The organism is Rhodococcus gannanensis, from assembly GCF_042681175.1.
Classification (GTDB): domain Bacteria; phylum Actinomycetota; class Actinomycetes; order Mycobacteriales; family Mycobacteriaceae; genus Rhodococcus_G; species Rhodococcus_G gannanensis.
The window spans coordinates 64,121-79,525 of record NZ_JBHUFB010000010.1 but is presented as its reverse complement, the minus strand read 5'-3'; the positions used below and the strand labels follow the sequence as shown (position 1 = coordinate 79,525).

Below are 15,405 nucleotides of genomic sequence, written 5' to 3'. Positions count from 1 at the left end.
CCGGTCGCGGGCCGGTTGCTCGGGATCTAATCTTCCCCGCATGTCCGAGCCCAGTTCGTATCTTGTCTGTGCGTCCCAGCGCAGTGGGAGCACCCTGCTCGTCGAGTCCCTGCGGGCCACGACGGTCGCGGGTAACCCCGAGGAGTACTTCCAGTATCTGCCGTCGACCAGCCGTTCGCCGCAACCCCGGCAATGGTTCGAGGGCATCACGGACGAGAGCGTGCTGTCGCTGCTCGCGCCACTGGAGCAGGGCATCGTCGACACCCGCACCTCGGAGCAGTGGCGTGACCAGCTGCGCAGCCTCGGCAAGACGCCGAACGGCGTCTGGGGCGGCAAGCTGATGTGGAACCAGGTGCCGCTCGTGCTCGATCGCGCCGCCGGACTTCGGGACCGGTCCGGGGAGGGGCTCCGCGCCGCGCTCGACGACATCCTCGGGCCCGGGCTCACCTTCGTCCACGTCTTCCGCGGCGATGTCGTCGCGCAGGCGGTGTCCATGTGGCGGGCCGTGCAGACCCAGGTGTGGCGGGACGATGCGACTCCGCCCAACCTGCACGACGGCGCCGAATATCACGCAGACGGTATCGCCCACCTCGTGCGGATCCTGAGTGAACAGGACAGACAGTGGCGCTGGTGGTTCGAGGCCGAGGGGCTCGACCACGTCGACGTCAGCTTCGACGACCTGGTCCGGAACCCGCAGGCGACGGTGGCGAAGGTGCTGATCGAGCTCGGCCTCGACCCGCAGCTCGCGCCGCCGCCGCCGCTCAAGAGACAGAGTGACGGCCGGTCCAGGGAATGGGTGGAGCGGTACCGCGAAGAAGCAGCCGAGAAGGGACTTCCGCTGTGACGACGATTCCGACCGAGCTCGCCGTGGACAACCCGGTGTGGGTCGACGAACTGCGCGCACTCGAGGCGGAGGCGGTTCACATCATCCGCGAGGTCGTGGCCGAACTCGAGCGTCCGGTCCTGCTGTTCTCGGCAGGCAAGGACTCCATCGTGCTGTTGCGATTGGCGGAGAAGGCGTTCCGGCCTGCGCCCCTGCCGTTCCCGATCCTGCACGTCGACACGGGCCACAACTTTCCCGAGGTGATCGAGTTCCGCGATCGCCTCGTCGCGGAGACCGGTCACCGGCTGATCGTCGCGTCGGTGCAGGAGTCGATCGACCGCGGACGCGTCACCGAGGCAGACGGTCCGAGTTCCTCCCGTAACCGCTTGCAGACCCGAACCCTCCTGGACGCGTTGGAGGAGAACCGCTTCGACGCCGCGTTCGGAGGTGCGCGGCGGGACGAGGAGCGGGCGCGAGCGAAGGAGCGGGTGCTCAGCTTCCGCGACGAGTTCGGGCAGTGGGATCCTCGCTCGCAGCGGCCCGAACCGTGGTCGCTGTACAACGGCCGGATCCGTCGCGGCGAGCAGGTGCGGGTGTTCCCGCTGAGCAACTGGACCGAGATCGACGTGTGGCGGTACATCGAGCTGGAGAACCTGGCGTTGCCGTCGATCTACTTCGCGCACGACCGTCAGGTGTTCGAACGCGACGGGATCCTGCTCGGACTGTCCGAGTACACGCTGCCGACGGATGACGAACTGGTGCAACGCCTTCGGGTCCGGTACCGCACGGTCGGCGACCTCACCATCACCGGGGCGGTGCGCTCCGATGCCGACGACATCACCGGTGTCATCGAGGAGATCGCCGCGGCAACGGTCTCCGAGCGCGGCGAGACCAGGGCCGACGACAGGACTTCCGTCGCCGCGATGGAAGACCGCAAGCGTGAGGGGTACTTCTGATGACCACCACGGCACCTCGGACGCTGCCTCCCCGCCAGTTGCTCAGGCTCGCCACGGCGGGCAGTGTCGACGACGGCAAGAGCACCCTGATCGGCCGCCTGCTCCACGACACGGGGTCGCTCCCCGCCGATCACATCGAGGCGGTGACCGGCGACGACGGGGAGACGGACCTCGCGGCGCTGTCCGACGGGTTGCGGGCCGAGCGCGAGCAGGGCATCACCATCGATGTCGCCTACCGGTTCTTCTCGACGACCGCACGTAGTTTCGTGCTGGCGGATACTCCTGGCCACGAGCGGTACACCCGCAACATGTTCACCGGGGCGTCGAACGCCCATGTCGCGGTGCTCCTCGTCGACATCCGCGCGGGGGTGTTGCGGCAGACCAGGAGGCATGCGCGGATCGCGTCGTTGCTCGGCGTGCCCCATCTGGTCGCTGTGGTGAACAAGATCGACCTGGTCGGGTTCGACGAGGTCCGGTTCAAGGAGGTCCAGGCGGAGCTCGGGCTGCTGGCGCAGCGGCTCGGTGTCCCCGAGATCACGGTGATCCCGGTGTCCGCGACGCGTGGCGACAACGTGGTCACCCGCTCTGAGTCGACCGGCTGGTACGACGGCCCCACCCTCCTCGAATACCTCGAAGGCGTCGAGCTCGCCGCCCCGTCTGCCGGCGTAACCGATCTGCGACTGCCGATCCAGTGGGTGTCGCGCCCGGGAGAGGGCCGCCGCAGGCGCTACGCGGGGCGGCTGTCGGCCGGAACCCTTGCCGTCGGGGACGAGGTGATCGTTCTGCCGTCCGGTGCGCGCAGTCGCGTCGTCGCCCTCGACACCCTGGACGAGAACCGGGAGGTGGCCGTCGCCTCGCTGTCGGTGTCGCTGGAGCTCGCGGACGAGTTGGATGTCGCACGCGGGGACCTGATCGTCAGCGCGGCGGCCACAGAGGTTCCCGTCGCCGCACGTGAGATCGACGCGACGGTGTGCTGGCTGAGCGAGACGCCGCTGCGGGCCGGTGATCGGGTGCTGCTCAAACACACCACCAGCACGGTCCGGGCAACGGTGCAGGAACTGCACAGTCGCATCGACCCGGAAACGCTGGAGGAGAACGAGGCTCCCAGCGAGCTGGCGCTCAACGATGTCGGCCGGATCACCCTCCGGACGAGCACGGTCGTCCTCGCCGACCCGTACCGCAGCAACCGTGACGCCGGTGCCTTCATCCTGATCGACGAGCACAGCAACGACACGGTGGGTGCCGGAACGGTCGGCGCGGCAAGGGAAGTCGTCCAGGGTGAGCAGGCGCGTCGCGACATCACCTGGCATCCGTCCGCGCTCGACCGGCACCGGCGATGGAACGCCACCGGCCAACGCGGTGCGACGGTCTGGCTCACGGGGCTTCCGGCGTCGGGAAAGTCGACAGTGGCGGTGGCGCTCGAACGCGCACTCGTCGACGCCGGGCGGGCCGCGTACCTGCTCGACGGTGACAACATCCGGCACGGCATCTCCGACGACCTCGGCTTCACACCGGGGGATCGGGCCGAGAACATTCGCAGGGTCGGCCACCTCACTCGCTTGTTCGCCGACGCCGGGGTCGTCGCGATCGCGTCGATGGTGTCGCCGCTGCGTTCCGACCGCGCGATTGCCCGTGCCCTCAACGAAGCCGCTGACCTGCCGTTCTTCGAGATTCACGTGAGTACTCCGGTGGAGGAGTGCGCGCGTCGCGATCCGAAGGGCCTGTATGCGCGGGCGAAGGCGGGGGAGTTGCGGGGGCTCACCGGAATCGATGCCCCGTACGAGGCTCCTGAGAATCCGGACCTGGCGTTCGACACCACCGGCGTCGATCTCGACGAGCTGGTCGGACGTGTCCTCGACCTGCTCGGACGGGCCGAGGCGGGCGGCGGACAGGACTGACTCGACCACGAACTTGACCGTCGGCAGACGGAATTCTCCGTATGCTGAGTCCGTGCCCCTGTGGGACGGAAACGAATACGCCGAGGTGAGTGCGCTGCAACGCACGCTCGCCGGGCAGGCGCTGGCCGGTATCTCCCTCGTCGGAGACGAGCGGGTGCTCGACATCGGCTGCGGAGACGGCCTGGTCACCCTCGAACTGGCGGCTCGGGTGCCGCGGGGCTCTGTCGTCGGGGTGGACGCGTCGCCGGGCATGATCGAGACGGCGTCGCATCGCCCGGTGCCGGCGGGGGCGACGGCGCGCTTCCAGGTCGCCGACGCCCGCGACCTCCCGTTTGCCGGCGACTTCGACCTCGTGGTGTCGTTCAACGCGCTGCACTGGGTGCCGGAGCAGGAGCGGGCGCTGCGGTCGTTGGCACACGTGTTGCGACCCGGGGGCCGGGCGGTACTCCAGATGGTGTGCGCCAGCGACCGTCCCAGCGTCGAGGACGTCGAGATGGAGGTTGCGGCGCGGCCCGAGTGGGCGCCCGCGTTCGACGGCTTCACGGCGCCGTTCGTGCACCCCGCGCCTGATGAGTACGAGGCGCTCGCCGCGTCGGCGGGGCTTGCCGTGACGGGACGGCGGACGTGGGAAGTGGAGTGGGACTTCGGTTCCCGATGGGATTTCCTGCGATGGTGCACCGTCGGATCGACGGACTGGACCCGTCGCCTCGAACCCGACCGGGTGCCGCGTTTCATGGGCGACGTCGTCGCGGCTTACGAGGGTTCGGCCGGGCGGCCGGGGCTCTTCCGGTTCAGTCAGATGCGTATCGAGCTGGTGCTCCCGGAGGACGGGTGACCGTGGGTGGGCGACGACCTGTGGGCCGCGATCGACGCGCAGCGACTGCGGGTCGTGGACCTGCTGGACTCCCTGTCCGGTGACGACTGGGATCACCCGTCGTTGTGCGAGGGGTGGACGGTGCGGGACGTCGCCGCGCACCTCACGTTGCAGCAACTCCGGCTACGCGACGTCCTCTGGTCGGCGGTCAGGCATCCCGGCACCGTCGGCGGTGTGAACCGGACGATCCGGGAGAGCGCCCGTGATCGGGCGGAGCTGCCGACCGACAGGCTGATCGCCGACATCCGGGCGACGGTCGGATCGCGGCGGCACAACGTCGGGGTGACGCCTGCCGAGACGTTGATCGACATCCTCGTGCACGGTCTGGACATCGCGATTCCGCTCGGCCGGGACATCGAGACGCCGCAGACGGCAGCGGCTCTCGCGGCGTCCCGGGTGTGGCGATTCCGTGGTCGCGGCAAGGCGCGGGTCTTCGCGAGAGTGCCGCTCGCCGGGTCCAGGTTTCGGGCCACCGACACGCACTGGTCGGTGGGCTCCGGCCTGGAGGTGGGGGGCCGATCGTCGCACTGTTGTTGCTGGTCACAGGAAGGACCGTGGCGCTGCGGCAGCTGTCCGGCCCCGGCATCGACGACCTACGGCGGACGATCGGAGCCTGAGCTCAGACGCCGCCGGCGAATCCGTGCTGGCGCCACGCCTCGTAGGTCACCACGGCCGCGGCGTTCGACAGGTTCAACGACCGCCTGCCCGGCAACATCGGGATCCGGACCCGGCTCGTGACGTGCGGGTCGGTGAGCACCTGCTCGGAGAGCCCCGTCGGCTCCGGGCCGAACAGCAGTACGTCACCGGGTCGGTAGGCGATGTCGGCGTAGGAGGTGTCGGCGTGCGCCGTGAACGCGAACACGCGCTCCGGAGCCAACGCCGCCCATGCCGCCTCCAGGCTCGGGTGGACCGTCACCGACGCCAGGTCGTGGTAGTCCAGGCCCGCGCGGCGCAGCTTCGGTTCGGACAGGTCGAAGCCCAGCGGCTCCACGAGGTGGAGTTCGCTTCCGGTGCCCGCCACCAGCCTGATGGCGTTGCCGGTGTTCGGAGGGATGCGGGGTTCGTGGAACAGGAGACGGAACACGTCGTCAAGCTTGCCACCGACGCCACGGCCGCAGTCGGCACCCCCCCGCGAGCCGCTGGACGTTGCCGCAAGGTTCCAGCTTCGTGTCCTGCGCGTGTAGTGCCTGTTGACGAACGGTGCAGGCGCTTTCTCGCCCAGCAGGCGGGGTCGGGCTGTGATGCAATTCGGGCGATCGGTACCTGGGGTTGGAGGCTGCATGGGGATCAAGGTCGCGCTCGAACATCGGACGGTCTACGAGTTCGATCGGGTCGTCGACGTGCATCCGCACGTGATCAGGCTGCGCCCCGCCCCGCACACCCGCACGCCGATCGAGGCGTACTCGCTGACCGTCGAACCGAAGGGACACTTCGTCAACTGGCAGCAGGACGCGTTCGGCAACTTCCTCGCCAGGGTGGTGTTCCCGGAACGAACCAGGAGGATGTCGATCACCGTCGGGCTCGTCGCCGACCTCGAGGTCGTCAACCCGTTCGACTTCTTCATCGAGGAGTACGCGGAGCACTTCGGCTGGGAGTACCCACCGGAGTTGACCGCCGAACTGGAGCCCTACCTCCGGCCGGTCGACGAGGGCGAGCCCGGTTCGGGGCCGGGGGAGGTGGTCCGAAAGTGGTTGCAGGGATTCCACATTCCTTCCGAGATCCGAACCATCGACGTGCTGGTCACTCTCAACCAGGCACTCGAACGGGACATCGACTACAGCATCCGGATGGAGCCGGGCGTCCAGAGCCCCGATCGCACCCTCACCACCGCCGTCGGATCGTGCCGCGACTCGGCTTGGCTGCTTGTATCCGTGCTGCGTCAGCTCGGTCTCGCCGCGCGCTTCGTCTCCGGCTATCTCGTGCAGCTCGTCTCGGACGAGGAAGCGCTCGACGGCCCGTCCGGCCCCACCGAGGACTTCACGGACCTGCACGCCTGGGCGGAGGTGTACGTCCCGGGAGCTGGCTGGATCGGCCTCGACCCCACCTCCGGCCTCTTCGCCGGCGAGGGGCACATCCCACTCTCCGCCGCTCCGCATCCCACCTCGGCCGCCGCGATCACCGGTGCGACGGGGACATGCGAATCGACCCTCGACTACTCGAACACCGTCACCCGGTTCCACGAGGACCCGCGAGTCACGTTGCCCTACACCGATGCCCAGTGGGAAAGAATCCTGGCCGCCGGTGCCGCGCTCGACGAGCGGGCCGTCGCCTCGGACCTGCGCCTCACCGTGGGTGGAGAGCCGACCTTCGTGTCCGTCGACCGCCACGGCGATCCGGAGTGGACCACGGACGCGGACGGCGAGCACAAGCGTGAGCGGGCATCCGATCTCGCCGATCGGCTGCGGCGCATCTACGCGCCCAACGGCCTGGTGATGCGGGGTCAGGGCAAGTGGTATCCGGGAGAACCGTTGCCGCGCTGGCAGATCGCGCTGCTATGGCGCAAGGACGGCGGCGACCTGTGGCGTGATCCCACTCTGCTTGCCGACCCCTGGGATCCGGACCGCGTGCACGCCACCCCCGCCGCCGGCGCCCAGGCGCTCGCCGACGACCTGGCGCGGCGCCTCGGGCTGCCCGCGGACGTCGTTCAGCCCGCATACGAGGACCCGCTGGCCCGACTGCACCGGTTCGTGCGCCAGCCCGCGGGCCCACCGCCCCCGGACGACGAGGACCTGCCGCCGGGCGTGGACGGCGCCGCCGCCCGTCAGGCATTGCTCGACACACTCGACACCGCCGTCACCACACCGACGGCGTGGGTGATCCCGTTGGAGTGGGACGACGCCGAGTCGCGCTGGGACAGCGGGCGGTGGGCGATGCGCCGCGGCCGGATCGTCCTCGTGGAAGGGGATTCCCCGGCCGGCCTGCGCCTGCCGATCCGGTCGATCGCGTGGGACCAGCCCGACCCGAGAGCGGATGCCGACCCGCTCGACGATCGGCCTCCGCTGTTGTTCCAGCCGACGTCCCGGCCCGCGGTCCCCGTGACCTCCTCGCCGGCCGTGGACATGCCCACCGCGCTCGTCACGGAGGTGCGCGGCGGCGAACTGTACGTGTTCCTGCCGCCACTCGGTGCCCTCGAGGAGTTCAGTGATCTCGTTGCGGCCGTGGAGCAGTCGTGCGCGGCGACCGGGCTGCGCGTGGTCGTCGAGGGGTACGATCCTCCCGACGACGGCCGCCTGCAGTCCCTGTCGGTCACCCCGGACCCCGGGGTCATCGAGGTGAACGTCCAGCCCACCGGAAGCTTCGCCGAGCAACTGGAACTGACCGAGACGCTCTACGCCCAGGCACGGGCGGCGCGGCTCGGAGCCGAGACCTTCGACGTCGACGGCACCCACAGCGGCACCGGCGGTGGCAACCACATCACCCTCGGTGGGGAACGGCCGAGCGAGTCACCGTTGCTGCGCCGCCCGGACCTACTGGTCTCGATGGTGACCTACTGGCAGCGGCACCCGTCGCTGTCCTACCTGTTCTCCGGGAGGTTCATCGGCCCCACCTCCCAGGCGCCACGGGTCGACGAGGGCAGGCCGGAGACGTTGTACGAACTGGAGATCGCGTTCGCCGAGATCGCCCGGCTCTCGGGCGACGGCGATGCGGCGCCGTCACCGTGGATCGTGGACCGGGCGCTGCGACACCTGCTCACCGACGTCACCGGCAACACCCACCGGGCCGAGTTCTGCATCGACAAGCTCTACAGTCCGGACTCGGCGCGTGGACGCCTGGGAGTCCTGGAACTGCGCGGGTTCGAGATGCCGCCCCATCCGCGCCTGGCGATGGTGCAGTCGCTGCTGGTTCGAGGGCTCGTCGCCCGCTTCTGGGACGCGCCGGTGCGCGCCCCGCTGATCCGGCACGGCGCGAACCTGCACGGCAGGCACCTGCTTCCGCACTTCGTCGCCTCCGACATCGCCGACGTCGCCGCGGACCTGCGGGCGCACGGCGTCGACTTCGACACCGCGTGGCTCGATCCCTTCCTCGAATTCCGTTTCCCGAAGCTGGGATTCGTCCAGGCCGGTCCGGTGGGCCTGGAACTGCGGTCCGCGATCGAGCCGTGGAACGTGCTCGGCGAGGAGGCGACCGCCGGCGGTACCGCCCGCTACGTCGACTCGTCGGTGGAGCGTGTGCAGGTGACCGTCACCGGCGCCGACGCGGGCCGATACGTCGTCACCTGCAACGGGGTGCCGCTCTCGCTGCTGGAGACGGGCAAGGACGACGTGCAGGTGGCCGGCGTCCGCTACCGCGCCTGGCAGCCGCCCAGTGCACTGCACCCGACGATCGAGGTGCACAGCCCGCTCGTGTTCGACGTCGTGGACCTCGAGTCCGGACGGTCCCGCGGCGGCTGCACCTACCACGTCGTGCACCCGGGTGGCCGTGCCTACGACACCTCGCCCGTCAACGCGGTCGAGGCGCACTCGCGCCGCGGGCGTCGCTTCGAGAATCACGGATTCACACCGGGTGACGTCGACCTGGCAGAGTTGGCGGAGACACAGTCGAGGCTCGCCGTGGACAGAACCGCTCCCGGCATCCTCGACCTGCGTCGGATCGACACCGCCCGGACGTGACGGTATGAAGCGCCGTCGTACCCTGCGCAGGAGGACAGCGACGCGATGACCGACGTGTTGGCCGATGTGGCGATGCGTTCCGGGTACCGGCACGACGGGCCCGGCTACGACGAACTCCTGGATGCCGAAGGGCGCATCCGTGGCCAGTGGGAGGAGCTGACCGCCGGGCTCGGTGGCCGCGAATCCGCGGTGCTGGCTCGGCACCGGCAGCGGTTGCGGACCCTCGTCGACAACCACGGGATCACCTACAACCCCGTCGACCGGGAGGGTGGCCCGTCGGTGCGATGGGACGTCGACGGCGTTCCGCTGGTACTCGCCGCCGATGACTGGGCGCAGCTCGAACGTGGCCTCGTGCAGCGGTCGCGGCTGCTGGACGCGCTGCTCGCCGATCTGTACGGCGACCTGCGCACCGTGCGGGAGGGGCTGGTACCGCCGCGGCTGGTGTTCGGTCACTCCGGGTACGTCCGCGCCGCGCACGGCCTGACGCTGCCCGGACCGCACCAGCTGTTCAGCCACGCGGTGGATGTGTCGCGCGGTACCGACGGACGGTTCCGCGTGTTGCGGGACCTCACTCAGGCGCCCTCCGGGGTGGGCTACGCGATGGCCGACCGGCGGGTCGTCGCCCGCGCCATGCCGGACCTGTACCAGGCCAGCGGTCCGCGTCCGTTGTCGCCGTTCGCGCAGGCGATGCGCTTGGCGCTGCGCGACGTCGCCCCGGTCGGCGCCGAGGACCCCGTCGTCGTGGTCCTCTCGCCCGGGACGTCCTCGGAGACCGCCTTCGACCAGGCGTACATCGCGGGAACCCTCGGCTTCCCGCTCGTCGAGGCCGCCGACCTGACGGTGCGCGAGGGTCGCGTGTGGATGAGATCGCTCGGCTCGCTGACACGGGTGGACGTCATCCTGCGCCGCGTCGACGCCGTGTACACCGATCCGCTGGACCTGCGGCCCGACTCGCAGCTCGGTGTCGTCGGGCTCGTCGAGGTCCTGCGCCGAGGCGGGGTCACCGTCGTGAACACCCTCGGCAGCGGGGTCCTCGAGAATCCCGCGCTGGCAGCGCTTCTGCCGTCGCTGTGTCGCGCGCTCCTCGACGAGGACCTGCTTCTCGACTCGGTGCCCTCGTTCTGGGGCGGCACCCGGGACGGGCTGTCGGCGATCACGTCACGCTTCGGCGACCTGGTGCTGAAGTCGGCGGTCACCTCGGAGACGGTGGTCGCCGGCACGCTCGCCGCCGCCGATCGGGAGGCGCTGCTCGCGCGGGTCACTGCTCGGCCGGAGCGATGGGTGGGCTGCGAGCTCGCCGAGTTCTCCATGGCGCCGACACTGTCCGGGGACGGCACCGAGATCGGAGCCGCGCCGGTCGGCGTGCGGTTGTTCACGGTCGCGCAGCGGGTCGGGTTCACGCCGATGGCGGGTGGTTTGGGGGAGGTGCCCGGTTCGGACGATCCGAGCCGCGTGCTGGTGAAGGACGTCTGGGTGCGGGCGCGCAGCCTCTCCGTGACCGCGGACTCCGCGGCTGCCACGGAGCCGATGCCGGACTTCGCCGTTCCGGCGACGGACGTGGTCACCTCGCCGCGTGTGCTCGGCGACCTGTTCTGGATCGGCCGGTACTCCGAGCGGGCGGAGGACTCCGCCCGCCTCCTCATCGCGGTGCGCGAGCGATACCAGGACTACCGGTTCCGGCCCTGGCTCGAGGGCAGCGGCTGCCTGCCGGTACTGCTCGCCACTCTCACGACTCCGGCGCCGTCCTCCCCGTTCGAGGTGGCCGATCCGGTGGCCGCTGCCGAGGGGCCGGGCGCGATCCGAATCGACGCCTATCGCGCCGCCACCGCCGAGTTCCGTTCCCTGACGGTCGATGTCGAGAGGCTCGGTTCGCTGGCACAGTCCTTCGCCGGCCTCGACAAGGCCGCACGATCGGTCCGGGACCAGCTCTCGGCGGACACCTGGACCGTCCTCGCCGACGTGCAGCGCGCACTCGATGCACTCGCCGACGACCCCGCCGACGACGGATCGGTGCTCGGGGTCACCCAGTCGGCCGTGCTCGGTGGCATGCTCGCGCTGTCCGGGCTCGGCGCCGAATCCATGGTGCGTGATCTCGGCTGGCACGTGATGGACATCGGCAAGCGCATCGAGCGCGGCCTGGCGCTGTCGGCGTTGCTGTCCGCCACACTGACCGAGGTGCGCGACGAGGCCACCGAACGGGCGCTGATCGACAGTGTGCTCGTCGCCGCGGAGAGCGCGGTGACGTTCCGCAGGCGGCACCGCCGGGTTCGCCTCGCCGCGGTTGCACAGTTGCTGCTGTTCGACACGACCAACCCGCGCTCGCTGGTCAACCTGCTCGACCGGATCCAGGAGAACCTGCGCGCACTGCCGGACTCGTCGGGTGCCTCGCAGCCGGAGCTGATCGTGCAGGAACTGCTCGCGGGGCTGCGGCGGGCGGACCCGGTCGGTCTCGAGACCGTCGCCGACGGCACCCGCCCCGAGCTGGCCGATCTGCTCACCACCATCCACAGCGGTCTGTCCGAGCTGTCCGATGTGCTGTTGCGGGGCCCGCTGTCCCTGCCCGGAGGAACCCGACCGCTGTGGGGCGGCTCGGAGAACAGGATCGCGACGTGACCGACACCTGCCGATACCGGATCGTGCACCGCACCGTCTACCGCTACTCGGATCCCGTGACCTCGTCCTACGGCAGGGGGTACCTCACTCCGCGCGACACGGACGTTCAGCGCGTGCTGACCACCGACGTCCGGGTCGACCCGGAGCCTGCCGACGCCTCCACCGGCGTCGACGTCTGGGGGAACCGGGACCTGTACTTCCACGTGACGCAGCCACACGACACCCTGGTCGTGACGGCGGAATCCGAGGTCGAAGTGGCGGGGTCGCCTGCGGTGGGTGCCGCCGACGTGGCGTGGGAGACCGCCCGTCCCGACGATTCCGTGGGCGCGCTGGCCGTCGACTTCGTGCTCGACCTCGAGCCCCCCGAGATCGACGCCGCCGTGATCGCGTACGCGGCGCCGTCGTTCCCTCCGGGCCGCCCACTGCGGGAGGCGGTGGTCGACCTGACCCATCGCATCTTCACGGACTTCACGTACTGCTCCGGCTCCACGCTGGTGTCCACGCGGGTCGCCGAGGTGCTCGCGTCCCGGTCCGGGGTGTGCCAGGACTTCGCCCGCCTCGCGATCGCCTGTCTCCGTGCGAACGGCCTTGCGGCACGCTATGTCTCGGGGTATCTCGCAACCGACCCGCCGCCCGGGAAGGAACGGATGGTGGGTGTCGACGCGACCCATGCGTGGGCGGCGGTCTGGATGCCGGGTGACGTGTGGCTCGCGTTCGATCCTACGAACGACCAGCTCGTGGACGAGCGGTACACGACGGTCGCGTGGGGCCGCGACTACGCCGACGTCCCGCCGCTGCGAGGCGTCATCTACACGGAGGCGAAGGACAGCACGATCGAGGTCTCCGTCGACGTCGCACCGGTTCCGGGTGACGCCGATGCGTGACTTCGCCTGCCCCGCGTGCGGACACCAACTGGCCTTCGAGAACTCCCTGTGCCTGCGCTGCAACACCCGCATCGGCTTCGATTCCGAGTCGGTCACGCTGGTCGCCATCGTCGACGACGCCGTGGAGTCGTCCGACGGCGCGGTACCCGCGGACGCATTCCGGTTGTGCGACAACATGCACCTGGCGCGGTGCAACTGGATCGTCCCGGCGGCGTCCGGCGGCGGGCTGTGCCCGTCGTGTGCGCTGACCCGGACCCGCCCGGCTGACGACGACCCCGCCATGGACGCGTTCGCGGACGCGGAGGCGGCCAAACGTCGTCTACTCGTCGAACTCGTCGAGCTGGGGCTCCCCGTGGTGGGGAGGGAGGAGGATCCCGACACGGGCCTCGCCTTCGACCTGCTGTCGAGCCGCGACCATCCGGTGACGACGGGTCACGCGTCGGGGGTGATCACCCTCGACCTCGCCGAGGGCGATGACGCGCACCGCGAGCAGTTGCGCGTGCAGATGGCCGAGCCCTACCGGACCCTGCTCGGACACTTCCGCCACGAGATCGGCCACTACTACCAGACCGTCCTGGTCGCCGCGGACGACGACCGGGCCGAGTTCACCGCATCGTTCGGCGACCCGGACGAGGACTACGGCGCTGCACTGGACCGGTACTACGCGGACGGGCCGGCCCCCGGCTGGCAGGAGAGCCACGTCTCCGCGTACGCGACCATGCACCCGGCGGAGGACTGGGCGGAGACCTTCGCCCACTACCTGCACCTGCGGGACACCCTCGACACCGCCGCCGAGTTCGGACTCGCACCAGCGCGGACCAGCCTCGACCGCCGTCGGGTCGAACCGGGCGAGTTCGACAGGCTGATCGAAGCCTGGGTACCGCTGACCTGGTCGCTGAACATGCTGAACCGGTCGATGGGCCGTCCGGACCTGTACCCGTTCGTGCTCGCACCCGCGGTCCTCGAGAAGATGCGGTTCGTGCACGCCCGCATCTCGGCCGCGCCCGGCGTGGACACCCACCTTGCGTCGGGGGCGCGCTGAGGGTCCGTGACCGCCTGCCGGGGCGGGAGTGCAGGATCGAGGTATGGATGCGGAGATCGAGGAATTCGTCGGCGAGGACTTCTCGGAGGCGCGGCTGCCGCGGCAGCACTGGGTACGCAGGCACTACACGGGATGCACGTTCCGGGACGCCGACCTGAGCGAGCTTCGCACCGAGCACGTCGTCTTCACGGACTGCGACTTCACCGGCGCCGACCTCTCCGACGGGGAGCACATCGTCACTGCCTTCCGGTCGTGCACCTTCGCCCGAACGTCACTGTGGCACAGCGTGTTCCGGAGCTCGACGATGATGGGCTCGACCTTCGAGCAGTGCCGGCTGCGACCCGTCGAGTTCGACGAGGTGGACTTCACCCTGGTCTCGCTCGGTCGCGCCGACCTGCGCGGAGTCGACTTCACGGACTGCCGGCTGCGCGAGGCGAACCTCGTGGAGACGGATCTGCGCAACTCCGATCTGCGCGCGGTCGACCTGCACGGTGCCCGCACCTTCGGGGTCCGGCTGGAGAACGCGGACCTGCGCGGCGCCCACGTCGACGCGTCGCTGTGGACCACGGCGAAGCTGACCGGAACGAAGATCGACCTCGCCCAGGCCGTCGCGATGGCTGCGGCACACGGGATGGTCGTCGAACAGTGAGTGAACGGTGGCGGCCCGCGGGCGGCACCGGCATGCTGGGGCAATGGGAACGGTGACAAGGACCATCGACCTGCCGATCGCCGCGGACGCCGCGTGCGCCCTCGCCCGCAAACCCGAGCTCTTCGCATTCGTGGTCGGGCCGATCCTCGCAGTTCGATCCCTGCGCCTGCCCGATCTCGTCGCCCCTGGTGCCCGGATCTCGGGCCGGCTGTGGTGGTTCGGCGTGCTGCCGGCGTGGACCCATCACATCACGCTCCTCGAACTGAGCGACACGGAGATCCGCACCCGAGAGCAGGGTGGGCTCGTCCGGACGTGGAACCACCACCTCACGTTCGTCCCGACAGGTGAGCGCAGCTGCCGCTACACCGACGAGATCGAGATCGACGACGGGTGGCGCGGCGTCCTCGTCCGTCCCGTCGCGCACCTGCTGTTCCGGCACCGCCACCGCCGGTGGCGGACACTCGCCGGTCTCCTCGCGTGACGAGGGGGCTGGCCCCCGGTGCGATCAGCGCACGAACTCGCGGGCCAGCAGGTCCATGAGCAGACCGTCGTCCCAGGTGCCGTCGTGCCGCATCTCGTACTCGCGCATGACGCCCACGTCCTTGAAACCGACCTTGCGGTAGCACGCGATCGCCGCGGTGTTCTCCACCTTCGGGTCGATGACGAGCCGGTGATGGTGGTGGTCGTCGATCAGGTGGGCGCACAGCACCCGCACCACCTCGGTGCCCAGGCCGCGACCCTGTACCGACGCCGACAGGAACAGGTCGATGCCCGCGTGCCGGTAGTCCGGGTCAGGTTCGAAGTACCACTGCGCGAACCCGACGATCTCGCCACCCTCGACGACCGTGTACTCGGTGGTGTCGGGACCGGGGTTGCCCGGCCAGTCGTCGTCGGGCATCTGCCACCAGCGGCGGACCTCCGGCTCGCGGTGGATCGCCCGCAACCGGGCACGGTGCTCCGCGCGCAGCGGGGTCAACACCACCCGCGGACCGCGCAGTTCTGGAGTTTGATCCGGACTGTGTGCCATGCATCCAGTGTCACCTGAAACAATGGGCA

Annotated in this window: 13 protein-coding genes; 11 read left to right on the top strand and 2 right to left on the bottom strand. The window is 70.0% G+C overall.

The genetic code is table 11. The features are described from left to right. The first annotated feature begins 40 nt into the window (after window positions 1–40). The 5 genes from stf0 to ACFSJG_RS11305 are packed head-to-tail and all read left to right on the top strand — an operon-like array spanning window position 41 to window position 5,289. Entirely contained in the window at window positions 41–844 is an 804-nt protein-coding gene (gene stf0 / locus ACFSJG_RS11325; RefSeq protein ID WP_378485336.1) for a trehalose 2-sulfotransferase, read from the top strand. Next, entirely contained in the window at window positions 793–1,779 is a 987-nt protein-coding gene (cysD, locus tag ACFSJG_RS11320) for a sulfate adenylyltransferase subunit CysD (RefSeq protein ID WP_378485335.1), read from the top strand. Before stf0 ends, cysD begins: the two co-directional genes overlap by 52 nt. Then, window positions 1,779–3,677, top strand: coding sequence for an adenylyl-sulfate kinase (cysC, locus tag ACFSJG_RS11315; protein ID WP_378485334.1), 1,899 nt, complete (start codon window positions 1,779–1,781; stop codon window positions 3,675–3,677). Before cysD ends, cysC begins: the two co-directional genes overlap by 1 nt. A 52-nt stretch (window positions 3,678–3,729) precedes the next feature. After that, a complete protein-coding gene (locus ACFSJG_RS11310) occupies window positions 3,730–4,512 on the top strand; it encodes a class I SAM-dependent methyltransferase (RefSeq protein WP_378485333.1) in 783 nt (260 codons plus the stop codon). A gap of 6 nt (window positions 4,513–4,518) precedes the next feature. Continuing rightward, the gene (locus tag ACFSJG_RS11305; protein WP_378485332.1) at window positions 4,519–5,289 is read left to right on the top strand and encodes a maleylpyruvate isomerase family mycothiol-dependent enzyme; all 771 of its coding nucleotides are present in this window, start codon (window positions 4,519–4,521) and stop codon (window positions 5,287–5,289) included. Here the strand turns inward: ACFSJG_RS11305 and ACFSJG_RS11300 are convergent. Further along, window positions 5,171–5,635, bottom strand: coding sequence for a tRNA (cytidine(34)-2'-O)-methyltransferase (locus ACFSJG_RS11300; protein WP_378485331.1), 465 nt, complete (start codon window positions 5,633–5,635; stop codon window positions 5,171–5,173). The two genes, ACFSJG_RS11305 and ACFSJG_RS11300, sit on opposite strands and share 119 nt — an antisense overlap. A gap of 196 nt (window positions 5,636–5,831) precedes the next feature. On the opposite strand from ACFSJG_RS11300, the gene ACFSJG_RS11295 reads away from it, so the two are divergent. Genes ACFSJG_RS11295 through ACFSJG_RS11270 form a run of 6 tightly spaced genes read left to right on the top strand, consistent with a single transcriptional unit; the run spans window position 5,832 to window position 14,830 of the window. Further along, window positions 5,832–9,161: a transglutaminase family protein gene (locus ACFSJG_RS11295; RefSeq protein ID WP_378485330.1), complete on the top strand. Its 3,330-nt coding sequence runs from the start codon at window positions 5,832–5,834 to the stop codon at window positions 9,159–9,161. Window positions 9,162–9,206: 45 nt separating this feature from the next. Further along, the gene (locus ACFSJG_RS11290) at window positions 9,207–11,774 is read left to right on the top strand and encodes a circularly permuted type 2 ATP-grasp protein (RefSeq protein WP_378485329.1); all 2,568 of its coding nucleotides are present in this window, start codon (window positions 9,207–9,209) and stop codon (window positions 11,772–11,774) included. Beyond that, window positions 11,771–12,658 (top strand): transglutaminase family protein, encoded by an 888-nt coding sequence (locus ACFSJG_RS11285; RefSeq protein ID WP_378485328.1) that lies wholly within the window; start codon window positions 11,771–11,773, stop codon window positions 12,656–12,658. The genes ACFSJG_RS11290 and ACFSJG_RS11285 overlap by 4 nt, the downstream gene beginning before the upstream one ends. Next, window positions 12,651–13,700 (top strand): zinc-binding metallopeptidase family protein, encoded by a 1,050-nt coding sequence (locus tag ACFSJG_RS11280; RefSeq protein WP_378485327.1) that lies wholly within the window; start codon window positions 12,651–12,653, stop codon window positions 13,698–13,700. Before ACFSJG_RS11285 ends, ACFSJG_RS11280 begins: the two co-directional genes overlap by 8 nt. Before the next feature lie 43 nt (window positions 13,701–13,743). Further along, window positions 13,744–14,349: a pentapeptide repeat-containing protein gene (locus ACFSJG_RS11275; RefSeq protein WP_378485326.1), complete on the top strand. Its 606-nt coding sequence runs from the start codon at window positions 13,744–13,746 to the stop codon at window positions 14,347–14,349. 43 nt (window positions 14,350–14,392) lie between these two features. Next, window positions 14,393–14,830 carry a hypothetical protein gene (locus tag ACFSJG_RS11270; protein WP_378485325.1) on the top strand — a complete coding sequence of 146 codons (438 nt, stop codon included), beginning with the start codon at window positions 14,393–14,395 and terminating at the stop codon, window positions 14,828–14,830. Window positions 14,831–14,854: 24 nt separating this feature from the next. Here ACFSJG_RS11270 and ACFSJG_RS11265 read toward each other — a convergent pair whose 3' ends face one another. Next, complete coding sequence (locus tag ACFSJG_RS11265) at window positions 14,855–15,376, bottom strand: GNAT family N-acetyltransferase (RefSeq protein ID WP_378485324.1); 522 nt, start codon at window positions 15,374–15,376, stop codon at window positions 14,855–14,857. Window positions 15,377–15,405: the final 29 nt, after the last annotated feature.